The following is a 24,608-nucleotide window of genomic DNA, read 5'->3' on the forward strand; positions in this document are numbered from 1 at the left end:
GCCATTGTTTTGAGGCTGACAGCAACAGGGAGAGAGCCCATGACCAAGACCATGCTTGCCACGCTTGCGTTCGGTGCAGCGGTTGCCTTTGCAGGACCGGCCTTTGCGGACAAAATGAAGGCGACGCTGGACGGAAAGGCCGGGGTGCCCCCCGTTACCAGCGCGGCCACCGGCACTGCCGAGCTCGACTATGACCCGGCGTCCAAGAAGCTGAGCTGGACGGTAACTTACAAGGGCCTGTCCGGCCCGGCCACCGCGGCGCATTTCCATGGGCCTGCGGAAGCCGGCAAGAACGCGGGCGTTGCGGTTCCGATCCCCAATGCCGGCACGAGCCCGGTCTCGGGCAGCGCTACGCTGACCGACGCCCAGGCCGCCGATCTCGTCGCCGGCAAGTACTACATCAACATCCATACGGCTGCGAACCCGGCCGGCGAAATCCGCGGTCAGGTCACGAAGTAGGTCGACGGAAGAGACAATAAAGCGGGCGGACGCCACCAGGCGACCGCCCGTTTTCCTTGGGATGCTACCGCGCGAGTTCGCGAGTCCGGAACATTACTTCAGCTTGACGCGGTAGGTGTCGTGACAATTGGTGCACTTCGCCTCGATGGCATCGAAGGCCACCTTCAGGCTGGCGGCGTCGGTGAACTTCGCATCAGCAATGGCCTTGGTGACGTACGGCACCTTGTTGTCGAAATCGGCCTTGTTCTGCCATATCTTCCGCGAGGAGCCGTAGGTCGCGTCCTTGACGTCTTGCTTCGGATTGGTGGCGAAAACGGTCGGTATCTTGGCGACGTCGTCCGCCAGCGCCTTCAGCGCCGCATCAGCCGCCGCCTTATCGAACGGCGTATCGCCCTTCACCATCTTGCCCAGGACCCCGTACATGCTTCTGGCTTGCGCTTTCATCAGGTTCTGCTGCTGAACGGCGACTTGCTGCTGCGCCATAACGGCGGATGCGCCCGCTGCCACCACTGCCGCGGCCAACAAAACACGCTTCATCGAGAGCTCCTCACGTTGAAAATCTCTGAGACGGGGTTCGACACGGTATCAACGTGTCGAACCCCCTGGATGGCAGGATATTCCCGCGCAGAAAGCCGTCAGAGCCTGTGCTGGCGCTGTGCTTCGCGGATGGCGATCCAGACCCGCTCGGCGGTCGCGGGCATGTCGATGTGGTCGATCTTGTATTCGCGCCACAGCCCCTCGACGATTGCGTTGACCACCGCGGGACAGGAGCCGATCGCGCCCGCCTCGCCGGCGCCCTTCACGCCCAGCGGATTGGTCGTGCAGGGCACGTTGTGGGTCTCGAACACGAAGGACGGACCGTCCGAGGCGCGCGGCAGCGCATAGTCCATGAAGGTGCCGGTGACGAGCTGGCCGTCCTTGTCGCTGTAGACCGCCTGCTCCATCAGCGCCTGGCCGATGCCCTGCATCGCGCCGCCATGCACCTGGCCGGCCAGCAGCAGCGGATTGAGCGTCACACCGAAATCGTCGACGATCACATAGTTGACGATCTTGATGATGCCGGTCGCGGGGTCGATCTCGACTTCGGCCAGATGCGTGCCGTTCGGGTAGGTGCCCATGGCGCTGTTGAAGCTCGAGCTTGCATTGAGCTTCGCGGGATCGACGCCCGGGCGCTTGCCGAGATCGGCAAAGCTGATCGAGCGGTCCGTGCCGGCAACGCGCACGGTGCCGTTATTGATTTCGAGGTCGCCGATGCCGGCTTCCAGCGCTTGCGCCGCGATCTCCTTCAGCTTGTTGCCGAGCTCATGCGTGGCCCGCTGCACGCAAACGCCGCCGCTCGGGATTGAGGACGAGCCGCCGGTGCCGAGCCCGGTCGGAATCTGGTCGGTATCGCCCTGCAGGATATGCACGCGCTCCGGCGCGAGGCCAAACTGCTCGGCGACGAGCTGCGCATAGGCGGTCTGGTGCCCCTGCCCGCTCGACTGCGTGCCGATCAGGATGGTGACGTCGCCGTTGGGATCGAGCGCGACCTTGGCGGTCTCGTCGGCGCCCATGCTGCCGCAGACCTCGACATAGCTCGCAAGGCCAATGCCGCGGACGAGGCCCAACTTCTTCGCCGCCTTCGCTCGCTTGGGAAATTCCTTCCAGGTCGCGATCTCCATGGCGCGCTTCATGTGCGCGGTGAAGTCGCCGGAATCGTAGACCTTGCCGGTCGCGGTCGTGTACGGCATCGCCTTCGGCGAGATGAAATTCTTACGCCGGACCGCATCCGGCGTCATGCCGAGTTTCCGCGCGGCGGCATCCGCAAGGCGCTCGACCACATACGCAGCCTCCGGGCGTCCGGCGCCGCGATAGGCGTCGACCGGCACGGTATTGGTGAACACGGTGCGGACGCGGCAGTGGAAGGTCTGGATGTCATAGAGGCCGGGCAGCATGCCGGCGCCGCCATGCGGGATGTAGGGCCCGAAGGTCGACAGATACGCGCCCATGTCGCTCATCAAATCGACATCCATGCCGAGGAACTTGCCGTCTTCGGCGAGCGCCATGCGCGCGACCGTGACGTTGTCGCGGCCCTGCGCGTCGCCCATGAAGTGGTCGGCGCGGTCGGCGGTCCACTTGACCGTCTTCTTCAGCTTGCGCGCGGCGACCGCCATCAGCGCGTATTCGCGATATGGGAACAGCTTGGTGCCGAAGCCGCCGCCGACGTCGGGGCAGATCACGCGCATCTTCTCGACGGAAATCTTCAGCACGTTCTGGCAGAGGATGTCGCGCAGGCGATGGCTGCCCTGGCTGCCGACGGTGAGCGTCAGGTGATCGCGCTTGGCATCGTATTCGCAGACCGCCGCGCGGGTCTCCATGAAATTGGTGACGACGCGCGGATTGACGATCCGCACTTCCGCGACCGCATGCGCCCTGGCGAAGACGGCTTCAGTCGCCTTCTTGTCGCCGATCGAGACGTCGAACAGCAAATTGCCGGGCTTGTCGGGCCAGACCTGCGGCGCGCCCTTCTTGACGGCATTGGCGAGGCCCACCACCGCGGGCAGCGGCGTCCAGTTCACCTCGATCGCCTCGATAGCATCGCGCGCATGATCGACGGTATCGGCGACGACGAAGGCCACGGCATCGCCGACATGCCGCACCTCGTCCCTCGGCAGGATCGGATATGGCGGGCCGGTGAAGGGATCGACCTCGAAGTTGAACAGGCACGGCAGGTCGCCGAGATCCTTCACGTCCTCGGCGGTCAGGACCAGCGACACGCCCGGCAGGCTGCGGGCCTTCGAAGCGTCGATGGTGTATTTGGCGTGCGCGTGAGGAGAGCGCAGCATCAGGGCATGCAGCGCGGGCTGCGGCGCGACGTCGTCGGTATAGCGGCCCTTGCCGCGGATCAGCGCATCGTCTTCCTTGCGGCGAACGCTCTGTCCGACGCCGAATTTGATTGGAGCAGCCATCTCGTCTCCGATTGCAGTCACGGATTCCGGCCGGCATATTGCAGCGGTTCGCGCGGCGGCGCAAACCGGTCGATGAAAACGATTTCGCCGCATTGCAGCGTGAGATGGCACCGATCGAAAGAAAAAGCCCCGGACCATGCCGGGGCTTCCTGATGTCGGGATTTAGACCATCGTCGAAAAATCAGTACTTGGCGACCACCGGTCCGCCGAAGTGATAGTTGACGCCGGCCCGAACCACCACGTCGGTGATGTCCGACGTGTAGCCGAAACGAAGCGGCGGGTTGCTGGTCGCCAGGACCGGAGCGCCGGATACGCTGCCGAGATCCATATAGAGACCTTCGATCTTGCCGGTCCAGTTGCCGCCCAGCCGCGCTTCAAGACCCGCGCCGATCACCCAGCCCCAGTTGGTGCTGTCATTGCCCCAGGCGACGGAAGTCGGGGCTTGGATGGCATTGAAGCCGCTGATCACCCCGCTGGTATTGATGCCGGCAACGGCGAGGCCGCCCGTGACGTAGAGGAGTGCCGTCGGCGTAACGAGGCCGCCGACCCGTCCGCGGAAGGTCGCAAACCATTCGATCTCCTGGTTGAACGTCGTCGTCGGGGATACGCCCAGGCCGGGACCACCCGTAATCGGATTACAGAGGGTGCCAAAGGCCGCGTTCGGCGTAACGCAAGTGAAGAGCGCGCTGCCCTTCTCGCCGCTCCATTGGCCGTCAGCTTCGATACCGAAGACCCACTTGCCGTTCTGCCAGTTCTTGCCGATCTGGCCGCCGAACACGCCGCCATCCAGATGGAGCGTCGTGTTCTGCGTCGGGCTGAGCTGAGCCCCGGTATTGTTGTTGTAGAACGTGCCCGAGGTGTCCGAACGGCCCCAGCTATATCCGCCGTTGAGACCGACGTACCACTTGTCCCAGGTCCAGACTTCGACGACCGGGGGCGGGGCCTTGACGGGCAAGTCGGCGGCGAGCGCCGGGGAAACCGCAATGGCCGAAAACGCCGCCATCGCCAAAAAGTTCAGTGCCGATGCTTTCATTGCACTCCCCTCCGCCAAACGGAATCCGATGCAGCCAGCATAAGCCGGAACCGCGGAATGCCATCCTTGATTGTTGGCCCCGGGCCCACATTTCGGGCAGATGTTGCACGCGCGCATCACCGAGACAGCGCACCGTAATCGTCCCCTCAAGCGATTGAAAACAAAGTCGTTTATCGCAGCAACGAAAGCAGCCAGCGGCGCCCGAACATAGCCAAGACCGATGCGGCATAGACCACGGTTCCGACCACGACTAGAAGGCCGAGCATGGCCTCGTCGCGAAGCGCGCTCATTTGCGCAAGAGCGTTGCCGGCGAATCGCGCCGACAACCACAGCGCAGCGCCGAGAACGACTCCGGCGACGACGAACTTTGCAAAGGACTGCAACAGCGTCCGATCCAGCGCCAGGTAGCCTGCCCGCACCGCGAAGAAAATCACCAGCAGCAGATTGATCCAGGCGCCGACTGCGGTCGCCAGCGCAAGCCCGACCTGCGCCAGCGAGCCGACCAGCGCGATCTTGAGCGCGACATTGACGGCAACGCCGGTCAGCGCGGCCTTCACGGGCGTGGCGGTGTCCTTGCGCGCGTAGAAGGTCGCGACCGCACTTCGGATCAGCACGAACGGGATAAGCCCTACGGCGTAAGCGGCGAGCGTGGCGCCGGCCGCCGCCGCATCGCCCTTGGTGAATGCGCCGCGCGCGAACATCGCACGCATGATGACGTCGGGAACCGCAATGAAGGCGGCGACGAACGGCACCGACAACAGCAACGTGAAATCGAAGGCGCGGCGCTGCGAGATGGCCGCGCCGTCGAAATCGCCTGCAGTCAGGCGGCGCGACATTTCCGGCAACAGCACCGTGCCGATCGCAATCCCGATCACGCCGATCGGCAGCTGGTTGAGCCGGTCGGCGTAATACAGCGCCGACAGCGCACCCGCGGCCAGGAACGTCGCGATGATGGTATCGGCGAACAACGCGACCTGCGTTCCCATCGAACCTATCGTGGCGGGCCCGAGCGCACGGAAGAAGGCGCGGATGTCCTCATCCAGCCTTGGCCAGGCAAACCGGGGCAGGATGCCGCTGCGCCAGGCATCGCCCGCGAGCAGGAAGAATTCGAGGATGCCGGCGATCAGCACGCCCCAGGCAGCGGCATATCCCGCGCCCGGGAAGAACGCCGCCAGCGCCAGCGTCGTCATCATCGACAGATTGAGGAAAATGGGAGCAGCGGCCGCACTGGCAAAGCGCTGCATCACATTGAGCATCCCGCCATAGAGCGTCACGAGCGTGATCAGCAGGAGGTACGGAAAAGTGATCCGCGTCAGCTCGATCGCGAGCTGGCCGCGCGCGGGGTCATTTGAAAATCCCGGCGCCAGGATCGCGATCACCTGCGGCATGAACAGCCAGGCAACGACCAGCAGGACCACCTGCGCCGAAAGCAGCAGCGTGAAGATGCGGCTGGCGAACACCTTTGCGCCCGCCTCGCTCTGGCCGTGGACATGCGCATAGGCCGGCACGAAGGCGGCGTTGAAGGCGCCCTCGGCGAAGATCGCGCGGAAATGGTTGGGCAGCCGCAGCGCGACGAAGAAGGCGTCGGCCACGGGGCCGGCGCCGAGGATCGCCGCGAGCATGATGTCGCGCGCGAAGCCGGTCAGCCGGGAGAGCAGCGTATAGCCGCCGACGGTGAAAATACGTCCGAGCATTCGCTGCCTCTATAGCAAATTCGGCCCTGATTGCATCAGAGCCGAATTGCGAATCTCGCTTTGACGCGTTTGCGTTATGCGAACCGGTACCCGCCCCGCATCAAGTGCGGGACAGGCTTCGCATGAAAACGCCATGCCGGCGGCGCATCGGCTTGCCCCTAAAGCGCGCCGCGCACGGCGGCGATGACGCGCTCCTGCGCCGGCTCGTCGAGATAGGCGTGCATCGGCAGGCTGATGACGTCGGACGAGAGCTGTTCACTTACCGGCAGGCCGCCTTCGGCGACCGGAAAATCCCTGTATGCGGTCTGCTGGTGCATCGACTTCGGATAATAGATCGCGGTCGGCACGCCCTTGGCCTTCAGCGACGCCGCAAAGCCGTCGCGGTCGACGCCCTTTGGCAGGCGGATGGTGTATTGCGCCCACACCGAGGTGCAGCCGGCGGCCAGATGCGGCACGGTCACGACATTGCCGAGCCCACGCGCATAGCGCTTGGCAACTTCATTGCGCGCGGCGATCTCGTCGTCGAAAATCTTGAGCTTCTCGAGCAGCACCGCCGCCTGCATGGTGTCGAGCCGGCCGGTGAGACCGAGGCGGACGTTGTCGTATTTGTCGGCGCCCTGCCCGTGCACGCGGATGCTGCGCAGCCGCGCGGCGAGATCGGCGTCGTCGGTGAAGATGGCGCCGCCATCGCCGTAGCAGCCGAGCGGTTTTGCCGGGAAGAAGCTGGTCGCGGTCGCCCGTCCGAATGTACCGAGCCGGCGGCCCTTGTAGCTGGCGCCGAAGCCCTGGGCTGCATCGTCCAGCACGAACAGGCCCTCGGCTTCCGCCACGGCCGCGACCCCATCGTGATCGGCGCTCTGCCCGAACAGGTCGACCGGGATCACCGCCCGCGGCTTGAGGCCGCACTTGCGCGCGGTCGCGATGCCGCGCTCCAGCGAGGCCGCGTCGATATTGAAGGTCTCTTCGTCCACGTCGACGAAGACCGGCGTGGCGCCGAGCAGCGCCACGGCCTCGCCGGTCGCACAGAAGGTGAAGGAAGGGCACAGCACTGCGTCGCCACGGCCGATGCCTTCGGCCATCAGCACCATCACCAGCGCGTCGGTGCCGCTGGCGCAGCTCACGACATGCCGGGCGCCGGCATAGTTTGCCAGCGCCTGCTCCAGCGCGGTGACTTCCGGGCCGTTGACGAACTGGCAGTGGCTGAGCACGCGGCCGACCGCCTCGTCGATCGACTTGCCGAGCCGCCGCCGCTGTGCGCCGATGTCGATGAAGGAGACCGGTTCCGGAGGCATGTGCTGGTTCATGATGCTTTCGAAAATTCCAGGATTGAACGGTCAGCCGACCACGCGGCGCGGACCCTTGCGCTCGGCGGAGGCGGCGGGCCTGGCGGGATGCTCGAGGCAGCGGATCGCGATCTCAAGGCTGGCGACGCCCTCGTCGCCGGTCACCGCGGGCGCGCTGCCGGAGCGCACGGCATTGAGGAAGGAGATCAGCTCGGCGCGCAGCGGCTCGTCATGACCGACCGGCAGATGCCGCATCGAATAGGAGCCGTCGGGCTTGAAGCCGAAGCATTCGGTGACCTGCCGCGTCAGCAGATCGCCCATGATGTACTTGTTGCGGGTCGCCACTGTGACGTTGCGCGCCTTGAACGGCGTCAGCCAGTTGGTGTTGATGTGCGCGAGCACGCCCGACGCCGTGCGGAACTGCAGCAGCGCAATGTCCTCGCGCTCGGCCACCGCGCTTGAAAGCTGCGGCTGCACCTCGACGATGTCGGACTCGGTGAACCAGCGGATCAGGTCGATGTCGTGCACGGCAAGATCGATGACCACGCCGACATTGGACATCCGCGGCGGGAACGGTCCGACGCGCGTGATGGCGATCGACAGGATGTCCTCGCCCGCCACGGCCTGCTTGATGGCGGCAACCGCCGGATTGAAGCGCTCGACATGACCGACCATCAGGGTGACGCCGGCGCGGCTGGCCGCGGCGACGATCTCGCGCCCCTCTTCCACCGTGGAGGCTACCGGCTTCTCCACCAGGATGTGTATCCTGCGCGCGATGCAGGCGAGCGCGATCTCGTGGTGCAGGTGCGTGGGGGCTGCGATGGTGACGGCATTGACGCCTTCGGCCACCAGCTGGTCGAGCGTTTCGAATGCGCGGCAGCCGGCAAGCTCGGTTGCCCGGGTCCGGTGCTCGGGCAAGGGATCGACGATTCCGACCATGGTGGTGTTCGGCAGTCCCCCGAAGACGCGCGCGTGGTTGGTCCCCATCACGCCCGCGCCAATCACGCCGACTCGCATCCAGTCCCCCTCTGTAACGCCCGCGCAGGTAGCGCCAGCGCAAGCCGTTCAAAACGCTCGCGAATCCCAAAATGCGGCGAAGCTTCGCCGCTGTCCCCATCAGCCGCTTAGCAGGCCGGTCCCGGCTCTGGAAGACACAATTTGCTGCACTCCATTACCAAGCCCTGGACGCCCGGCAGTGGATCATACACCCGGCGCGGCCAGCCCCGCACCTTGCATTCAGCCCTTGAGAGCGTCCCCCGCCCCGCCACCGAGCACGGTTGCGGCGATGATCCCGAGGTCGCCGAGGAAGCTGCGGCCTTGCATGTAGCGGCTGTCGGCTTCCGCCAGCTTCTCCGGCATCGACATGTCGATGGAGGCGAGCTGCGCAATGCCGGTAATGCCGGGGCGGATGGCAAACACGTTGCGGGCGCGGCGCGCCGCGATGACCTCTGCCTGGTTGGGCAGGCAGGGCCGCGGGCCGACGAGGCTCATGTCGCCGCGCAGCACGTTGAATAGTTGCGGCAGCTCGTCGAGCTTGAGCGAGCGCAGCCGCTTGCCGACCGGCGTGACCCAGCTCGCGGCCACTTCATGCGACCCCGCAACCGGCGCGCCATGCGCCATGGTGCGGAACTTGTAGCAGGCGAACGGCTTCTCGGACCTGCCGACGCGCGCCTGCACGAACAGCGCGCCCCCCGGCGACGATCTCGACACGAGATAGCCGATGATCAGCATCACGGGCATGAGCAAGACCAGCCCCAACGCTGCAACCACGAAGTCGAACGCTCTCTTCATCAACCTGACCGCTGGCTCGAGCGGCCATCCAAGAATCGCGCGCGCCCGGAAACCTTGCCCGAGCCGCCTAGGCCGATCTCGCTATCGGGTCAAGGGCGAGCTCGGCCTGCTGAAAAGATCGGGCGGTCCGCTGCAGTCCGTCGTCCACGTCGATCCGCGGCACCCAGCCGAGAATCTCGCGGGTCTTGCTGCAATCGACCTGCAAGGAGTCGATCAGTCGATTGGCAACGTCGCGCCTGCCGAGCATCGTCGCGCCGAGTTTCAACAGCGACGTCGGGACCGGCATGACCCAGCACTGCCGTCCCAGCGCCCGCGCAAGGCGGCGGTACAGTTCGGTCGTCGACATGTCCTCGCCGTCGCTGACCGTGAACACCTCGCCGGCGGCCCCGGAATGCTCTGCCGCCACGATGATCAGATCGACCAGATTGCCGACATAGACGAACGACCGCTTGTTGTTGACAGCACCGAGCGGCATCGGAATGCCACGATCGATCCATTGCATCATGGTACCGAAATTCGCCTTGACGCCCGGGCCGTAGACGAGCGGCGGACGGATCACGGTCACTTCCAGACCGGTGTCCCGCGAAAGCGCAAACAGGCCGAGTTCGGAATCGAGCTTGGCCTGCGCGTAGGAGTTTTGCGGATCGGGCCGATCAGCCGCGGTGAATGGTTGACCCGCCGTGGTCGCCTCGCCGTTGACCTTGATGGAGGAGATGAACACGAACCGTTTTACGCCGGAGCGGGCGGCCTGCCGCGCCAGATTGAGCGCCGCATCGACGTCATTGCGCTGGGCCTGCACTTCGTCGAGCGGCGCCGTCCCGTCGGAGTGGGCGCGCGACGCCAGGTGAACGATGACATCGACGCCTTCGAGCGCCGCCGTCCAGTCCGTCTGCCCATCGATGTTGGGAATGACGAAGGGATTCTTGCCGCGGCGCGTCACCCCGCGGTGGGGAATTCGCCGCCTTGCCAGTTCGCAGACCAACGATGTCCCAACGAACCCGCCGGCGCCGGTGACTAGTATCATCTTTTCCGCTGCCTTGATCAGCCCGTCCCACGCCGGCGCCCGCGCCACGTCCGCCCGAACCCAGCCAGCCGCTCCGCGTCGGAACAACCGCCAATAAACGGCCGCACGTCACCCGGCGCAACCGGTGTCCGTTTTCCGGATTATCCTGAACGAATCACTTGTGCAACCCCGGATAGCATCCAACTACATGCCGACCTGCCCGACAAGCCATCCGTTGGTTCCAAGGGGCCGTCATAAATCCGTTACGGAGCCGAACGGCGGTCGCTCCGATGGAGGCCCCCTCATCACCCGCGCCGGTAGTCGTCCTCGATGCGGATGATGTCGTCCTCGCCGAAATAGCTGCCGGTCTGGACCTCGATCAGCTCGAGCTGGATCTTGCCGGGGTTTTCCAGCCGGTGGACTGCGCCGATCGGTATGTAGATCGACTCGTTCTCGTGCACGGTCTTGACCAGTTCGTTCACCGTCACCTGTGCGGTTCCGCGCACCACGATCCAGTGCTCGGCGCGATGATGATGCTTCTGCAGCGACAGCCGCCCGCCCGGCTTGACGACGATCCGCTTGACCTGGTGCCGGTCGCCATTGTCGACCGACTGATAGGAGCCCCAGGGCCGATGCACCCTGATGTGACTCTCGGTCACCTCGGGTGCCACGGCCTTCAGTCGCGCGACGAGCCGCTTCAATCCATTGGCGTCCTTCTGGCGCGACACCAGCACGGCATCCTGCGTCGCGACCACCACGAGATCGTCGACGCCCTCGAGCGCAACCAGAGCCCGATCGGTGGAGACGTTGCAGTTGCGCGAGTCCTCGAAGACCGCCGCTCCCTGCGCGGCGTTGCCCTGCGCGTCCTTGGCCGACAGCTCCCACACCGCGTGCCACGAACCGACGTCGGACCAGCCGCAGGCCACCGGCACGACGGCGGCGAGCGAGGTCTTTTCCATCACCGCATAGTCGATCGAGATCGCCTTGGCCGATCCGAACGCTTCCGGATCGAGCGTGACGAAGCCGAGATCGCGTCCGGCCTTGCCGACGGAGTCGGCAATCGCGTCAACGCTTTGCGCGTCGACCTTGCGATACTCGTCGAGCAGCACGCCCGCGCGGAACATGAAGTTGCCGCTGTTCCAGAGATAGCCGGCCTCGATATGGGCCGCGGCGGTGGCGGGATCCGGCTTCTCGACGAACTTCGCGACCGCGCGCACGTCGCCCGAAATGGCGGCGCCCGGGCTGATGTAGCCGTACTCCGTGGCGGCGCGCTCGGGCTGGACGCCGAAGGTCACGATGCGGCCATCAGCTGCGGCAGCCAGCCCCTGGCGGCAGGCGGCGACAAAGGCCGCGGCGTCGCGAACCACGTGGTCCGCGGCGAGCGCCAGCATGATCGCACCCTCGTCGCGGCTCTGCGCGAAGGCGGCGCCCGCGGCGATCGCAGGACCGCTATCCCGCCGCACCGGCTCGAGCAGCACGTCGGCTTCCAGGGCGATCTCGGCGAGCTGCTCCAGCACCATGAAGCGATAGGCCGCGTTGGTGATGACGATCGGCCGCTCGAACAGCGTGCGGTCGGACACCCGCAGCAGCGTGTCCTGGAACGTCGAGTGCTTGCCGAACAGGCGCAGGAACTGCTTCGGATGGACCTCGCGCGACGCCGGCCACAGCCGCGTCCCGGCGCCGCCGCACATGATCAGTGGAACAATTCGTCCGTCCATTGGCGCCTCAAATTCCGTAGTATTCGCGGTACCAGCTCACGAAGCGGCGAATGCCCTCTTCGATCGGAGTCTGCGGCCTGAACCCGGCATCGCGCATCAGGTCGCCGACGTCGGCGTAGGTTTCCGTCACGTCGCCCGGCTGCATCGGCAACATATCTCTTACGGCGGTGCGGCCCAACTCCTTCTCCAGCAGGGCTACCAGGCGGGACAGCTCTTCCGGATGATTGTTGCCGACATTGTAAATCCGCGCCGGCGGGCTGCCATCGGCGCCTTCCTGCGGCGCCTGGTCGACGAGGCGCGACACGACCCGGGTGACGTCGTCGATATAGGTGAAGTCGCGGCGCATGTTGCCGTGGTTGAAGAGCTTGATGGGCTTGCCCTCGACGATCGCATTGGCAAACAGGAAGTACGCCATGTCGGGCCGGCCCCACGGCCCGTAGATGGTGAAGAAACGCAGGCCCGTCACCGGCAGGCGGTAGAGATGGCTGTAGGAATAGGCCATCAGCTCGTTCGCCTTCTTGGTCGCGGCGTAAAGGCTGACCGGATGATCGGTGCGATCGCCAACCGCGAACGGCAGCTTCGTGTTGGCGCCGTAGACCGACGATGAAGAAGCATAGAGCAGATGGCCGCAATCGTTGCGCCGGCAGCCTTCGAGGATATTGATGAAACCTTCGAGATTGGCGTCGGAATAGGCATGCGGATAGTCGATGGAATGGCGCACGCCGGCCTGCGCCGCCAGATGGATCACGGCTGCGAAGCCATGCCTTGAAAAAGCCTCCGAGATCGCCGCACGGTCGGCGAGATCGGTGCGTAGGAATTCGAAGCCTTCGTGCGCGCGCAGGATGCCGAGGCGCGCCTCCTTCAGCGACGGATCGTAATAGGCGTTGAGATTGTCGAGGCCGACGACGCGCCGGCCTTCGCCCAGCAGGGCGCGGGCGACATGGAAGCCGATGAAGCCCGCCGCACCCGTCACCAATATCGTCCGATCCGACATCAAATCCCCGATGGCGCCCCTGGCCCGGCCGCGGGCCTCTTTAACCGCCGCCCGGAGCACCTCGCAATACCCGTCGGCCGGCTATTGCCAGAACGGTTACGAAACCATACCAAGGCGGGCAAATTCGGCGCAGATTGCCGCGATCCGCGCTCTTGGCCTCCTCAAACCGAATCCAGTCCTTATCCGATGCGCCGGATTGTGCTTTCCACGCTGAAAATACTCGTTTCCGCCGCGCTTTTGTACCTGGCGCTGCGCAAGGTCGATTTCCATGAGCTCGGCTCGCGCTTCAACGTGGCGAGCCTGGGCTGGATCGCGCTGGCGATCGCGGCGACCCTGCTGCAGATATTCATCGGCGTCCTGCGCTGGCGCGAGATCAGCGCCGAATGTGGCGCGCCGCTCGCCCTGACGCAGGCCATGCGCTTCAACCTGATCGGCGCCTTCTTCAACCAGACGCTGCCCTCCTCGATCGGCGGCGACGCGGTGCGGCTATGGCTGGTCGCGCGGGCCGGCGCCGGCTGGCGCGCTGCGACCTACTCCATCTTCGTCGACCGCGCCATCGGATTGATTGCGCTGTCGATCGTGATCGTGGCGAGCCTGCCCTGGAGCTACCGGCTGATATCTGATCCCGCCGGCCGCTCGGCGCTGTTGTTGGTCGATTTCGCGGCGCTGGCCGGCGGAATCGGCTTTCTGGTTCTCGGCCGGCTGCAATGGCCGTGGCTGAAGCGCTGGTGGGCCACCCACCACCTGCATGCCTGCTCCGTCATCGCCAACCGCGTGCTCTTCAGCCGCCAGCGCGGCCCTAAAATCGCCTCGCTCTCCCTGCTGGTTCACGTGCTCACGGTGGTGATCGCCTGGTGCGTGGTGCGCTCGATCGCCGCCCCCGTGCTGTTCGGGCAGATCTTCCAGCTCGTCCCGCCGGTCATGCTGATCACGATGGTGCCGATCTCGATCGCCGGCTGGGGCGTCCGCGAGGCCACCATGGGCCTGGCGTTCGGCTATGCGGGACTGCTGGCCAATGAGGGCGTGAACGTGTCGCTGCTGTTCGGCGCGGTCTACTTCGTCGTCGGCGCGTTCGGGGGGCTGGTCTGGATTCTCAGCGCGGAAAAGGCCGCCAAGGGCTCGGCCCCGATCGCCCTGCCCGAACAGGCGCAATGATTCGAACCGGAGCGGAAGCGAAGCCGACACAACAGTCGCCTGGACATGAGATGATGGACGTGCCGGGAAATCCATGAAGATCAGTGTCGTCACAGCAAGCTTCAATTCGGAAGCGACGATCGGCTTCACCATCGAGTCCTTCCTGAAGCAGACGCATCCTGACAAGGAGATGCTGATCGTCGACGGGGCTTCCCGCGACGGCACGCTCAAAATCGTCGAATCCTTCGCCAGCCCGCAGATCCGCGCTTTCTCGGAGCCGGACAACGGCGTCTACGACGCCATGAACAAGGGCTTTCGCCGCTTCAGCGGCGACGCGGTGGGATTCCTCAACTCCGACGACACCTTCCACGACGCCGCCGTGCTTGCCGACGTCGCCGCCGGGCTGGCGGACGCCGACGTCGTCTATGGCGACCTCAACATGGTGACCGATCATCGCACCAAGCGGCTGAAGCGGGTTTGGCATGGCGGCACGTTTCGCCGCTACTCGTTCCAGCTCGGCTGGGTGCCGCCGCATCCGGCCTTCTACATGCGAAGGAAGGTCGCCGAGACCGTCGGCGACTACGACCTCAGCTACGTTACCACGGCCGACTACGACTACATGCTGCGCGCGCTTGCGCTGCACGATTTCCGCGCGCGCTATCTGCCGCGCGTCTTCGTCGACTTCCAGATCGGCGGCATCTCGACCCGCGGCCTCGGCGTAACCATCCGCGGCAACCTCGATTGCCTGCGCTCGCGCCGCCAGCACCTGGGCGCGCCGCCGATCGATGCGGCATTCTTCCTGCGCTTTGCGCGGCGGATCTTTCAGATCAGGGCATGAGCCTGTCGCGCTTCAGTCGATCAAGCCTTTGACAGGCGGATGACGGCGGCAGGTTCCTGCGCCGGCGCCTGCGGCGCGCCGAACTCCGGAATGGCGTCCTTCAGCACCGCCTTGATGGTGGCGCGGTCGTCCCCGGCGATCGCCTGCTCCAGCGCCGCGAGCCATTTGCGCAACGTCGGCATCGGCGGCTCGTTCGGCTTGGCCGCCATGATGCCGGCAAGGCCGATCTCCACCGTCGGCTCTTCGTTGGCGAACAGTATCTCGTTCAGCCGCTCGCCCGGCCGCATGCCGCTGAAGACGATCTCGATGTCGAGGCCGGGCTCGAGCCCGGAGAGGCGGATCATGCGCTCGGCGAGGTCGACGATCTTCACCGGCTGGCCCATGTTGAGCACGTACACCGAGACGTCCGGCCGCACCGGCGCCAGCGCATGCGCCGCCGCGGTGATCACGAGATCGCAGGCCTCGCGGATGGTCATGAAGTAGCGGACCATGTCGGGATGGGTCACCGTGACCGGCCCGCCCGCCTCGATCTGCGCCTTGAACTTCGGCACGACCGAGCCGTTGGACGCCAGCACGTTGCCGAAGCGCACCGAGATCAGGCGCATGCGCGGCCGCCCAGCGACCTGCGCGGCAAGTTCGTGATCGAGCGCCTGGCAGTACATCTCGGCAAAGCGCTTGGTGAGCCCCAGCATCGAGACCGGCTCGATCGCCTTGTCGGTCGAGATCATCACCATCGCCTCGGCGCCGGCGGCGAGCGCCGCATCCGCAACGTTGACGGAACCGAAGATGTTGGTCTTGACGCCCTCGCTCCAGTCGCGCTCGAGGATCGGCACGTGCTTGAGCGCCGCGGCATGGAACACGATGTCCGGCTTGAACTCGCTCATCAGCCGCATGACGCGTTCGCGGTCGCGGATGTCGGCGATGCGGCCCTCGACGGCGGCGATGCCTTCGCGCGCGCCGAGCGCCTCGGTGACGGCATACAGCGCCGGCTCCGAATTCTCGATGACCAGGAGGCGCGCGGCGCCGAAGGTCGCGACGCGGTCGCAGATCTCCGACCCGATCGAGCCGCCGCCGCCGGTGACGATGACGGACTTGCCCTTCACCAGCGCCTCGAGCCTGGCATAGTCGATATTGTGGCTCGGCCGCAGCAGCAGGTCCTCCACCGCGACCGCAGTCAGGCGCGGCGCATCGCCGCTCTCCAGCGACGGCAGGCGGCTGACGATCAGCCCCAGCCGCTTGGCGCGCATCAGCACCGCCTCGGGCCGCGCCTCCGGCTCGAACGCCGACGGCGTCATCACCAGGCGCGCGATCGGCTTGCCGCGCTGCTCGTAGTCGCGGATGACGTCCTCGACGTCGTCGATGCCGCCGAGCACGGGAACGTCGCGGATGGTGTGGCCGAGGTCCGAGGGCGACGGCGACAGCACGCCGACCGGCCAGAGCTGCTTGACGGCGCCGCTCTCGATGCCGCGCAGCAGCACCTCGGCATCGGCGGCGCGGCCGATCACCAGCGCCGGCGAGGCGCCCTCGCTCCTGGCATGGCGGCGCACCCGCGTGTAGCGGAAATAGCGATAGGCAAAGCGCGGCGCGGCCAGGAACAGGATTTCCAGGAACCAGTACAGGACAATGGTGATGCGGCCGAGGAAGAACGTACCGCCGGCGGCGGGAGCGACGATAATGTAGTCCAGCACGACCAGCGCCAGCGTCAGCACGGTGGCGACGCGCACGATGTTGAGCGCGTCGGGAAGCGAGATGAACCGCCACTTCGTGGTCGTCAGCTTGAAGACATAGGCGACCACTACGCTGAAGGCGATGAAATACGGCAGGATCTGCAGCAGCAGCGGCACCCGGCTCCAGAACAGCTCGCCGTCGAAGCGCAGGAAGAAGCTGGCAAACAGCGCCGCCGCCGTCGCCAGCGCATCATGCAAGGCGATCAGCGCGTTGCGCTGGGTCAGGTTCTTCAGGCTCGTCATGACCGGGTGGAATCTCGGCTTTCCCGCAGTGAGGCCGCTGATACCCCATCTCGCCCGCCTGTGCCAGCACTGCCCAGCACCGTTCCGCCGGCAACGCCAACCCCCAGGACATACATCCACCCTGCGTGGAAATCGAACAGATGCGAGTTGAACAGCGAGGAAAGGACGTTCTGCGCGACCACCAGCAGTCCGACCCAGGCCACGAAACCGCCGCCGCGGAACAGCAGCAGATGCGACAGCCACATCGCGTATAGCAGGATGACGCCGATCGCGCCCCACTGGATGGCGACGGCCAGCGTCTGATTGTGCGGATTCGAGACGACCTGTTCGGAGGCCCCTCCCGCCCGGCCGACCCTCGCCTTTTCGAACAAGCCGCGGATCGAGCCGGTGCCGTGCCCGACCAGCGGCGCCTCCTGGATGAAGCGCAACGACTTGCTCCAGTATTCCATGCGAAGGCCGGCGGAGGTCGGCTCGTTCTGCTGCTGATAGAGCGCGATGTCGCGAGAGATCGTCTCGACGGTACGGCACATCCGCGGCGCCATCGCCCATGCCGCGCCGGCAATGACGCCGACGATGCCGAGAACGAGGATGCCGCGCCACGGCAGATAGCGGATTGCAAACACCGCGAGCAGCAGCGGCATGGTCGCCAGCGCGGTGCGGGATGCGATCACGAATACCATGTTGGCGACGAATGCGAGCGCGAGCGCCATCAGCCAGGCCGCGGACCGGCGCTTGCCTTCCTGCCACAGCGTCATCACGGGAAAGGCTAACGCCAGCACGCAGAATGCGAATTCCTGGCTCTGGTCGATATAGTTCTTGACGAAAACACCGCAGACGCGCACGGGCTTCAGCGTGAAAGCGGGCAGGACGGCCGCCATCCACGACATCGCCAGCATCAGCGTGCATGAGGCGAGGAAGGCGACGAACACCCATTTGCCCCGCGGCGTCCGCTCGAAGTGGTACATGATCAGGGGCAGGAACAGCAGTTTGACGGCCTGACCGGCTGCGTGGAACCGCACGGACCACGGCGCATCGGACCATAGGATTCCCGCTACCGCCAGCGCGAACAGCGCGACCGGCAGCCAGAAGACCGGCCGCTTCAGCGCGTTCGCGAAGGCGCGTATCTCGAGCGTCCAGAGCAGCGCCGCCAGCCACAGCACGCTGAGGATCGCCACCCCCGATGTCGACCACGGCAGAAGCGCCGCCATCAGCACGGCCAGCAGATCGACGTTCAGGATCCGCGACGCCGGATCGTGACGGGCCGACCAGATCGTGGCGAGCACGGAACGCGTCGAAGATGCGGTGCGCGGTGGAATTGCCATATTCATCGCGGTCCGCCTGTCGCGTTGCCGCGCTGCTTCATCATCATGCCGCCGGCTACGCCGACGCCGAGCACATACATCCATCCCGGGTGGAAATCGAAGATGTGCGAGTTGAACAGCGAGGTGAAGACGTTCTGGACGACGACGAGCAGTCCGATCCAGGCGACCAGGCCCTCGCCGCGAAACAGCAGCAGATGCGAGAGCCACATCCCCCACAGCACGACGGCGCCGATCGCGCCCCACTGCACGGCGACATAGAGGGTCTGGTTGTGCGGGTTGCCGATCACGTTGGCCGAAGCCTGTACCGTCGGGTCGCCGACGGCGACCCGTTCGAACAGCGTTCGCGTCGAGCCGGTTCCGTGACCGGCCAGCGGCGCTTCCCGGATGAAGCGCAACGATTTCTGCCAGAATTCCAGGCGAAGGCCGACCGACGTCGGAACGTTCTCTTCCTTGTAGAGTCGGTAGTCGCGAAAGGCGCTGTCGACCGTCGTGCGCAACTGGGGCGATGCGAACCAGGACGCGCCGCCAAGCAAGGCAGCCGCGGCAAAGATCGTCACGCTGGTTCGCCACCTCAGGTGAAGGGCCGCGAACACCGCCAGCATGATCGGCATCGTCACGATGGCCGTGCGCGAGACGATGACGAAGGTCATGTTGGCGAGCAGGCCCAGCACGATGCCGAGCAAGAGCAGCGCCGGCCAGACCCTGCGCTCGCGCAGCAGGGTGTAGATCGGATAGGCCAGCGCCACCGCGCACAGCGCGAACTCCTGCCCCTGATCGATGTAGTTCTTGACGAAGATGCCGCGCTGCGGATTGACCTTCTGGAGCGAAAGGCCCGGCTCGATCAGCACCAGCCAGGACACCGCCATCAGCATCGTGGAGGATACCAGGAACGCAACGAACACCCACATGCCGCGGCTGGAGCGTTCGAAATAGTGAAACAGCGCCGGCACGAACAGGAGCTTGATCGCGGGGCCGACGGCATAGAGCCGCGCGTTCCACGAGGCCTCCGACCACAGCGTGCCGGCCGCGGCGAGCGCAAACAGCGCCAGCGGCAGCGCGAAAGCCGGCCGCTTCAGCGAGCGGAGATAGACCGGATAATCGATGGTCAGCGCCGCCGCGCCGAGCCAGCATGCCGTGAAGATCCCGACCAGCGACGTCGACCACGGCAGCGAGGCCGCCGTCAGCACCGCGAACGTGTCGGCCACCGGCATCCAGAAGGCCGGCCGGCGCAGCCACCGCCACCATTCCGCCAGCGGCGAGGCGGGAGCTGCCGCAACGCTGCCGCTCATGCCCGTCCCTCGCGGGCGCGCTTCACCAGCGAGGTCGTGCTGTGGCCTTCGAGGACGTCGACCAGCAGCACCTCGCCGCCATGCGCCTCGACGAGGTCGTGGCCGACCACCTGCTCGCGGGTGTAGTCGCCGCCCTTGACCAGCACGCTCGGCCTGATCTGCTCGATCAGCCTGACCGGCGTGTCCTCGTCGAAGACGACGACGAGGTCGACGGCCTCCAGCGCCGCCAGCACTTCGGCGCGCGCCCGCTCGTCCTGCACGGGGCGGTCATCGCCCTTGAGCCGCCGCACCGAGGCGTCGCTGTTGAGGCCGACCACCAGGCGGTCGCAGGCCCGGCGCGCCGCGGTGAGCACCTTGACGTGGCCGGGATGCAGGATGTCGAAGCAGCCATTGGTGAAGCCGACCCGCAGCCCCTGCTTGCGCCATCCGGCGAGCTGCGCATCCAGCACGTCGGACGGCGCGATCTTCTCTTCGGCCGCAAGCGAGGCGTGCGGCAGGATCTTTCGCCGCAGCTCCGCCTGGGTCACCGTCGCGGTGCCCTTCTTGCCGACGGCAACCGCGGCCGCCGCATTCGCCACCCGCAGCGCGGCTTCCCAACCGGCGCCGGCCGCCAGCGCCAGCGTCAGCGCCGCCGCAACCGTATCTCCCGCGCCGGAGACGTCGCGCACTTTCACCGGCAGTGCCGGCACGTGGATGCACTCGCCCTCGCGCGTCACCAGCGTCATGCCGTGCTCGCTCCGCGTCACCAGCATGGCCTCGCAATCGGCGAGATGGATGGCGTCGCCGGCGGCCTCCGCAATACCGGCGTCGCTGTCGGCGCGGCTGCGGGTCGCCTCCGCAAATTCCTTGCGGTTGGGCGTCAGCAGGGTCGCGCCCCGGTAGATCGCAAGATTGGGACTCTTGGGATCGACGATCACCCGCTTTCCGAGCCTCTTTGCCGCTTCGATCACGTTGCGGATCACGCGCGCGGTCAGCACGCCCTTGGCATAGTCCGACAGCAGCACGATGTCGGCGCGCGCGATGTTGGGCAGCACCGCATCGATCAGCTTCTGCTCGATCTCGCCCGCGGCCGGCTGCGCCAGCTCCCAGTCGGCGCGCAGCATGTGGGTGGAGAAATGCTCGGAGACGAAGCGCACTTTTCGCGTGGTCGGGCGAGCGTTGTCGTGCACCAGCACGCTCTCGATGCCCGGCTCCTGCGCCAGCGTCACCGCGAGCTTCACGCCCACCTCGTCCTCGCCGATCAGGCCGGTGAAGATGCAGCGTCCGCCGAGCGAAGCGATGTTGCGCGCGACATTGCCGGCGCCGCCGATATTGGTCTCGCTGCGCTGTGCGGCGATGACGGGCGCGGGCGCCTCCGGCGAAATCCGCGACACCTCGCCATAGACGAACTCGTCGACCATGAGGTCGCCGACGCAGAGCACCGTCTGCCGGCCGAACGCTTGCGCGAGAGTGTCGAAATCGAACATCGCTACACTTTACGTCCTGCGCCGCTCAGCGGAAGCGGTCGGCGCGATCGAGGAACCCCTTGACGTATAGATCGACCGCGTCTTCGAGCGCCGTGAAGCCGCCATTGTACCCTGCACCGCGCAGGCGATCGACCTTGCCTTCCGTGAAATACTGGTAGCTGCCGCGGATCTGCTCGGGCATATCGACGTACTGGATGTTCGGCGAGGCTCCGAGCGCCGCGTAGGCCGCGAGCATCATGTCCTTGAAGCTGCGCGCCGTACCGGTCCCGACATTGAACAGCCCGGAGACCGTCGGCGTCGCCAGCAGCCACATCATCACGCGCACGACGTCGTCGACATAGATGAAGTCACGGCGCTGGTCGCCGTCGGCGATCCCCTCGCGATGCGACTTGAACAGCTGCACCGGTCGACCCGCCCTGACGTCGGCAAAACGCCGCGCCAGCACGCTCATCATCGTGCCCTTGTGGTACTCGTTCGGCCCGAACACGTTGAAGAACTTCAGGCCCGCCCATTGCGGCGGCAGCTTCCCGCCGCGCGCGGCGCGGTCGATCACCGCCATGTCGAACAGGTGCTTGCTCCAGCCGTAGAGGTTCATCGGCCGCAATTGCTTCAGCGCAGTGGGCGAGGCATCGTCGGCAAACCCCTGCGCGCCGTCGCCATAGGTCGCGGCCGACGAGGCATAGATGAACGGCACGGCACTCCCCGTGCACCAGTCGAGCAACCGCATCGAGAAGCGGAAATTGGTCTCGATCACGAGATCGCCGTCGGTCGCCGTGGTCTCGGAGATCGCACCGAGATGGATCACGGCGTCGAGCTTGCGGCCCTTCAGCCAATCCGCCAGCTGCGCCGGCGGCACGATGTCGGCGAGCTGCCGCTTGGCGAGGTTGCGCCACTTGCCGTCATGGCCGAGCAGGTCGCAAACCACGACGTCGCTGCGGCCCGCGTCGTTCAACGCGGCCACGACATTCGATCCGATAAAACCGGCGCCCCCGGTCACCAGCAACATGCCTGTCCCTGCCCTGATGATTCACAGGCACCTTTGCCCCAGTCCCGCGTGGGGGGCAACCTGGGTCGTTCCATGTGGTGAAGGGCGGAACAGGCTTTTCCAACGCTTTACCTCTCCCGCCGGAGCCGCTACCGACGGGGCCGGAGCCCGGCGCACACCAAATTATGAACGATAATTCAATCCAACCCGATCCGGCCGATGTCAGGCCGATTCTGATCGTTCCGTACATGTGGATCGGCGATTTCGTGCGCGGGCAAACGGTGGTGCGGGTGTTGAAGGAGCGCTGGCCGAACCGGCCGGTGGACCTGCTCACAACCTCGCTGTGCGCCCCGCTGGTGGACTACATGCCGGGCGTCCGGAGGGGCATATTGGCGGACCTGCCCCGCGGCCGGCTGGCAATCGCCAGGCAGCGGGAGCTCGCCGGGGAGCTCCGGCGGCAGGCTTACACCACCGTGCTCGTGATGCCCCGCACCTGGAAGTCCGCCATTGCCCCGGCGCTGGCCGGCATCCCCGAACGGGTCGGCTTTGTCGGGGAAGTCCGGTTCGGGCTGATCAACCAGTGGCGCTGGGGCGAAAAGGCCCTGCCCCGCTTCATCGACAAGTGTGCCGCCCTTGCGTTGCCCGACGGCGCCCCGTTGCCGCCGGAATGGCCGGTGCCGCAGCTCATGGTGCCCGCGGAGCAAGCCGACCGCTGGCGACAGGCCAACGGGCTCCCCGGCGGTCGGGCCGTTGCGCTCGCGCCCGGCTCGGTCGGCGCCTCCAAGCGCTGGACCTACTACGCCGAGGCCGCGCGGCTCTTCGCCGAGCGGGGCCTGGACGTCTGGGTGATCGGCGGCCCCGGAGAAAAGGCGCTGGCGCAGGAAATCGTCGCCGCCGGAGGCCCGAAAGTTCGCGACCTCACCGGCAACGACTTGCGCAACGGCATTTTGGCGATGGCATCGGCCAGCGTTGCCATCGCCAACGATTCCGGCCTGATGCACATTGCCGCCGCCGTCGGCACGCCGACCATGGGCATCTTCGGCCCGACCAGCCCCTATCTGTGGGCGCCCCTCAACGGACTTGCCGCGACCGTGCAGACCAAGACGCAGCTCTCCTGCCAGCCCTGTCAGAGCACCGTCTGCAGGCAGAACGATCACCACTGCATGCGCGACATATCCGCCGCCGACGTGGTCGGGATCGCGCAAGCCGTGCTGGCAAACGCGAACGGCGCGGCATGACCGGGCTGCTGCGACCCGCCGCCTTTCTCGACCGCGACGGCGTCGTCAATCACGATGACGGCTACATGGGCAGCAAGGAGCGCATCCGCTGGATGCCCAATGCGGCGAAGGCGATCAGGCGGCTCAACGATGCCGGCTACCTCGTCTTCTTCTTCACCAACCAGTCCGGCGTCGCCCGCGGCTTCTTCACCGAGACCGACGTCAACGCCCTGCATGACTGGATGTGCGCCGAACTGTCGGCCCAAGGCGCCCGCATCGACGACATCCGCTATTGCCCGCATCATCCGGACGGCACCGTCGAGGGCTATCTCGAGCAGCATCACTGGCGCAAACCGGCGCCCGGCATGATCCACGACCTGATGCAGCACTGGCCGGTGCGCCGCGAGGGCAGCTTCGTCATCGGCGATCGCGACAGCGATCTCGAGGCGGCAAGCGCCGCTGGCCTGCCCGGCTTCCTGTTCGCCGGCGGCGATCTCGACGCGTTCGTCGCCGAGGTGATGGCCCTGACCAGCCGGCGGCGGTAGACCGATCAAAGTCGCCTATGCTGAGCAAGCAGCTCTAAAAAGCTCGTGCTTTGAGGACGAAGGGGAAGCCGGGATCACGATGAAGCTAAAACACGGAATATCTCCGCGACATTCTTCCTCCCGTGTATTGCGGCCTTGGTACCCGAACAGGTAGTATTGGAGAGATTTGGCAGCCGCCCGACATGCTGCGGCTCTACGTTTGGCACAAGAAATAGCACCGTATTCATTGGGGCCTCCCCAACGAACATGTCTGTTCTGCTAAGCCAAATCGCTTGTAGTGTTTACGCAATAATTCCGGACCGGTCGGCCCGCCGGGCAACACCCGGCGGACTCGACGGCGACTGCCGCATCAGGGCTTCTTCAGACAGAGGCCGACGGTCGGCGTCGTGCCGCACTTGGCTCCGTCGGGCGCGCCGCCCGCGGGACAAAATACCGACACCAGCGTCTCGTTCGCATCGCAGCTGACGCTGCCGTCCGCCTGCACCGAGCGGATCCCCGCCTGCCCAGAGTCTCCCTTGGGGCCGGGCGCGCCCTGAGGCCCCTGCGGTCCTTGCGGCCCTTGCGGTCCCTGGGGACCGGGCTGGCCTTGCGGTCCCTGGGGACCCGGCTGGCCTTGCGGCCCCACCGCGCCCTGGATGCCTTGAGCGCCTTGCGGTCCGGCAGGCCCTTGTGGCCCCGGATCGCCCTTCGGCCCCGGGTCTCTGCCGCACGCAGCCAGCAGCAGCGCAACACCGCTCACGGCCACAAGAATAGATCTCCTCATGCGTTGTCCTCCCTGTCCCCACCAGTACCTCCATTAGAATGGCGGGCACGCGTCCAAGCAAGGACAAAAGTCTCAACCCTTCGACCGGTGAAAAAGCGCTCGCGCGCGGCTTTTGCGCAGCAGCGCCGATCGGTCGGAGTTGCTCAGATCAGCCGC

At 66.1% G+C, this 24,608-nt stretch carries 21 protein-coding genes; 5 read left to right on the forward strand and 16 right to left on the reverse strand.

From position 1 onward, the window contains the following. Positions 1-39: 39 nt before the first annotated feature. Positions 40-459 (forward strand): CHRD domain-containing protein, encoded by a 420-nt coding sequence (locus ACT4OC_RS02930; protein ID WP_444837510.1) that lies wholly within the window; start codon positions 40-42, stop codon positions 457-459. Between the two features lie 93 nt (positions 460-552). On the opposite strand, the gene ACT4OC_RS02935 is transcribed toward ACT4OC_RS02930, so the two are convergent. The 10 genes from ACT4OC_RS02935 to ACT4OC_RS02980 form a co-directional block, all read right to left on the reverse strand. Beyond that, positions 553-996, reverse strand: coding sequence for a cytochrome c (locus ACT4OC_RS02935; RefSeq protein ID WP_444837511.1), 444 nt, complete (start codon positions 994-996; stop codon positions 553-555). A gap of 98 nt (positions 997-1,094) precedes the next feature. Then, positions 1,095-3,407 (reverse strand): xanthine dehydrogenase family protein molybdopterin-binding subunit, encoded by a 2,313-nt coding sequence (locus ACT4OC_RS02940; protein WP_444837512.1) that lies wholly within the window; start codon positions 3,405-3,407, stop codon positions 1,095-1,097. Between the two features lie 181 nt (positions 3,408-3,588). Continuing rightward, complete coding sequence (locus ACT4OC_RS02945) at positions 3,589-4,440, reverse strand: outer membrane protein (protein ID WP_444837513.1); 852 nt, start codon at positions 4,438-4,440, stop codon at positions 3,589-3,591. Between the two features lie 170 nt (positions 4,441-4,610). Next, on the reverse strand, positions 4,611-6,134 hold the full coding sequence (gene murJ / locus ACT4OC_RS02950; protein WP_444837514.1) for a murein biosynthesis integral membrane protein MurJ: 1,524 nt from the start codon (positions 6,132-6,134) through the stop codon (positions 4,611-4,613). Positions 6,135-6,292: 158 nt separating this feature from the next. After that, entirely contained in the window at positions 6,293-7,438 is a 1,146-nt protein-coding gene (locus tag ACT4OC_RS02955; RefSeq protein WP_444837515.1) for a DegT/DnrJ/EryC1/StrS family aminotransferase, read from the reverse strand. A gap of 30 nt (positions 7,439-7,468) precedes the next feature. After that, positions 7,469-8,434, reverse strand: coding sequence for a Gfo/Idh/MocA family oxidoreductase (locus ACT4OC_RS02960; protein ID WP_444837516.1), 966 nt, complete (start codon positions 8,432-8,434; stop codon positions 7,469-7,471). A 219-nt stretch (positions 8,435-8,653) separates the two neighbouring features. Continuing rightward, the gene (locus ACT4OC_RS02965) at positions 8,654-9,208 is read right to left on the reverse strand and encodes a sugar transferase (RefSeq protein ID WP_444837517.1); all 555 of its coding nucleotides are present in this window, start codon (positions 9,206-9,208) and stop codon (positions 8,654-8,656) included. 67 nt (positions 9,209-9,275) lie between these two features. Next, positions 9,276-10,280 (reverse strand): NAD-dependent epimerase/dehydratase family protein, encoded by a 1,005-nt coding sequence (locus tag ACT4OC_RS02970; RefSeq protein ID WP_444837518.1) that lies wholly within the window; start codon positions 10,278-10,280, stop codon positions 9,276-9,278. Positions 10,281-10,516: 236 nt separating this feature from the next. After that, positions 10,517-11,929, reverse strand: a complete 1,413-nt coding sequence (locus ACT4OC_RS02975; protein WP_444837519.1) for a mannose-1-phosphate guanylyltransferase/mannose-6-phosphate isomerase — start codon at positions 11,927-11,929, stop codon at positions 10,517-10,519. 7 nt (positions 11,930-11,936) lie between these two features. Beyond that, positions 11,937-12,923: an NAD-dependent epimerase/dehydratase family protein gene (locus ACT4OC_RS02980; protein WP_444837520.1), complete on the reverse strand. Its 987-nt coding sequence runs from the start codon at positions 12,921-12,923 to the stop codon at positions 11,937-11,939. A 186-nt stretch (positions 12,924-13,109) separates the two neighbouring features. On the opposite strand from ACT4OC_RS02980, the gene ACT4OC_RS02985 reads away from it, so the two are divergent. After that, entirely contained in the window at positions 13,110-14,078 is a 969-nt protein-coding gene (locus ACT4OC_RS02985) for a lysylphosphatidylglycerol synthase transmembrane domain-containing protein (protein WP_444837521.1), read from the forward strand. 73 nt (positions 14,079-14,151) lie between these two features. Continuing rightward, positions 14,152-14,895, forward strand: coding sequence for a glycosyltransferase family 2 protein (locus ACT4OC_RS02990; RefSeq protein WP_444837522.1), 744 nt, complete (start codon positions 14,152-14,154; stop codon positions 14,893-14,895). Positions 14,896-14,915: 20 nt separating this feature from the next. Here ACT4OC_RS02990 and ACT4OC_RS02995 read toward each other — a convergent pair whose 3' ends face one another. Genes ACT4OC_RS02995 through rfaD form a run of 5 tightly spaced genes read right to left on the reverse strand, consistent with a single transcriptional unit; the run spans position 14,916 to position 21,948 of the window. Further along, the gene (locus tag ACT4OC_RS02995) at positions 14,916-16,865 is read right to left on the reverse strand and encodes an SDR family NAD(P)-dependent oxidoreductase (protein WP_444837523.1); all 1,950 of its coding nucleotides are present in this window, start codon (positions 16,863-16,865) and stop codon (positions 14,916-14,918) included. Continuing rightward, the gene (locus ACT4OC_RS03000; protein ID WP_444837524.1) at positions 16,862-18,193 is read right to left on the reverse strand and encodes an O-antigen ligase family protein; all 1,332 of its coding nucleotides are present in this window, start codon (positions 18,191-18,193) and stop codon (positions 16,862-16,864) included. Before ACT4OC_RS03000 ends, ACT4OC_RS02995 begins: the two co-directional genes overlap by 4 nt. Continuing rightward, positions 18,190-19,476: an O-antigen ligase family protein gene (locus ACT4OC_RS03005; protein ID WP_444837525.1), complete on the reverse strand. Its 1,287-nt coding sequence runs from the start codon at positions 19,474-19,476 to the stop codon at positions 18,190-18,192. Before ACT4OC_RS03005 ends, ACT4OC_RS03000 begins: the two co-directional genes overlap by 4 nt. Further along, the gene (gene rfaE1 / locus ACT4OC_RS03010) at positions 19,473-20,942 is read right to left on the reverse strand and encodes a D-glycero-beta-D-manno-heptose-7-phosphate kinase (RefSeq protein ID WP_444837526.1); all 1,470 of its coding nucleotides are present in this window, start codon (positions 20,940-20,942) and stop codon (positions 19,473-19,475) included. Before rfaE1 ends, ACT4OC_RS03005 begins: the two co-directional genes overlap by 4 nt. Positions 20,943-20,967: 25 nt before the next feature. Continuing rightward, positions 20,968-21,948, reverse strand: a complete 981-nt coding sequence (gene rfaD, locus ACT4OC_RS03015) for an ADP-glyceromanno-heptose 6-epimerase (RefSeq protein ID WP_444837527.1) — start codon at positions 21,946-21,948, stop codon at positions 20,968-20,970. 164 nt (positions 21,949-22,112) lie between these two features. On the opposite strand from rfaD, the gene waaF reads away from it, so the two are divergent. Further along, entirely contained in the window at positions 22,113-23,165 is a 1,053-nt protein-coding gene (waaF, locus tag ACT4OC_RS03020; RefSeq protein WP_444837528.1) for a lipopolysaccharide heptosyltransferase II, read from the forward strand. After that, on the forward strand, positions 23,162-23,689 hold the full coding sequence (locus ACT4OC_RS03025; RefSeq protein WP_444837529.1) for a D-glycero-alpha-D-manno-heptose-1,7-bisphosphate 7-phosphatase: 528 nt from the start codon (positions 23,162-23,164) through the stop codon (positions 23,687-23,689). The genes waaF and ACT4OC_RS03025 overlap by 4 nt, the downstream gene beginning before the upstream one ends. 349 nt (positions 23,690-24,038) lie before the next feature. On the opposite strand, the gene ACT4OC_RS03030 is transcribed toward ACT4OC_RS03025, so the two are convergent. After that, a complete protein-coding gene (locus ACT4OC_RS03030; RefSeq protein ID WP_444837530.1) occupies positions 24,039-24,452 on the reverse strand; it encodes a hypothetical protein in 414 nt (137 codons plus the stop codon). Positions 24,453-24,608: the final 156 nt, after the last annotated feature.

It is taken from the genome of Bradyrhizobium sp. (genome assembly GCF_052389815.1).
Lineage (GTDB): Bacteria > Pseudomonadota > Alphaproteobacteria > Rhizobiales > Xanthobacteraceae > Bradyrhizobium.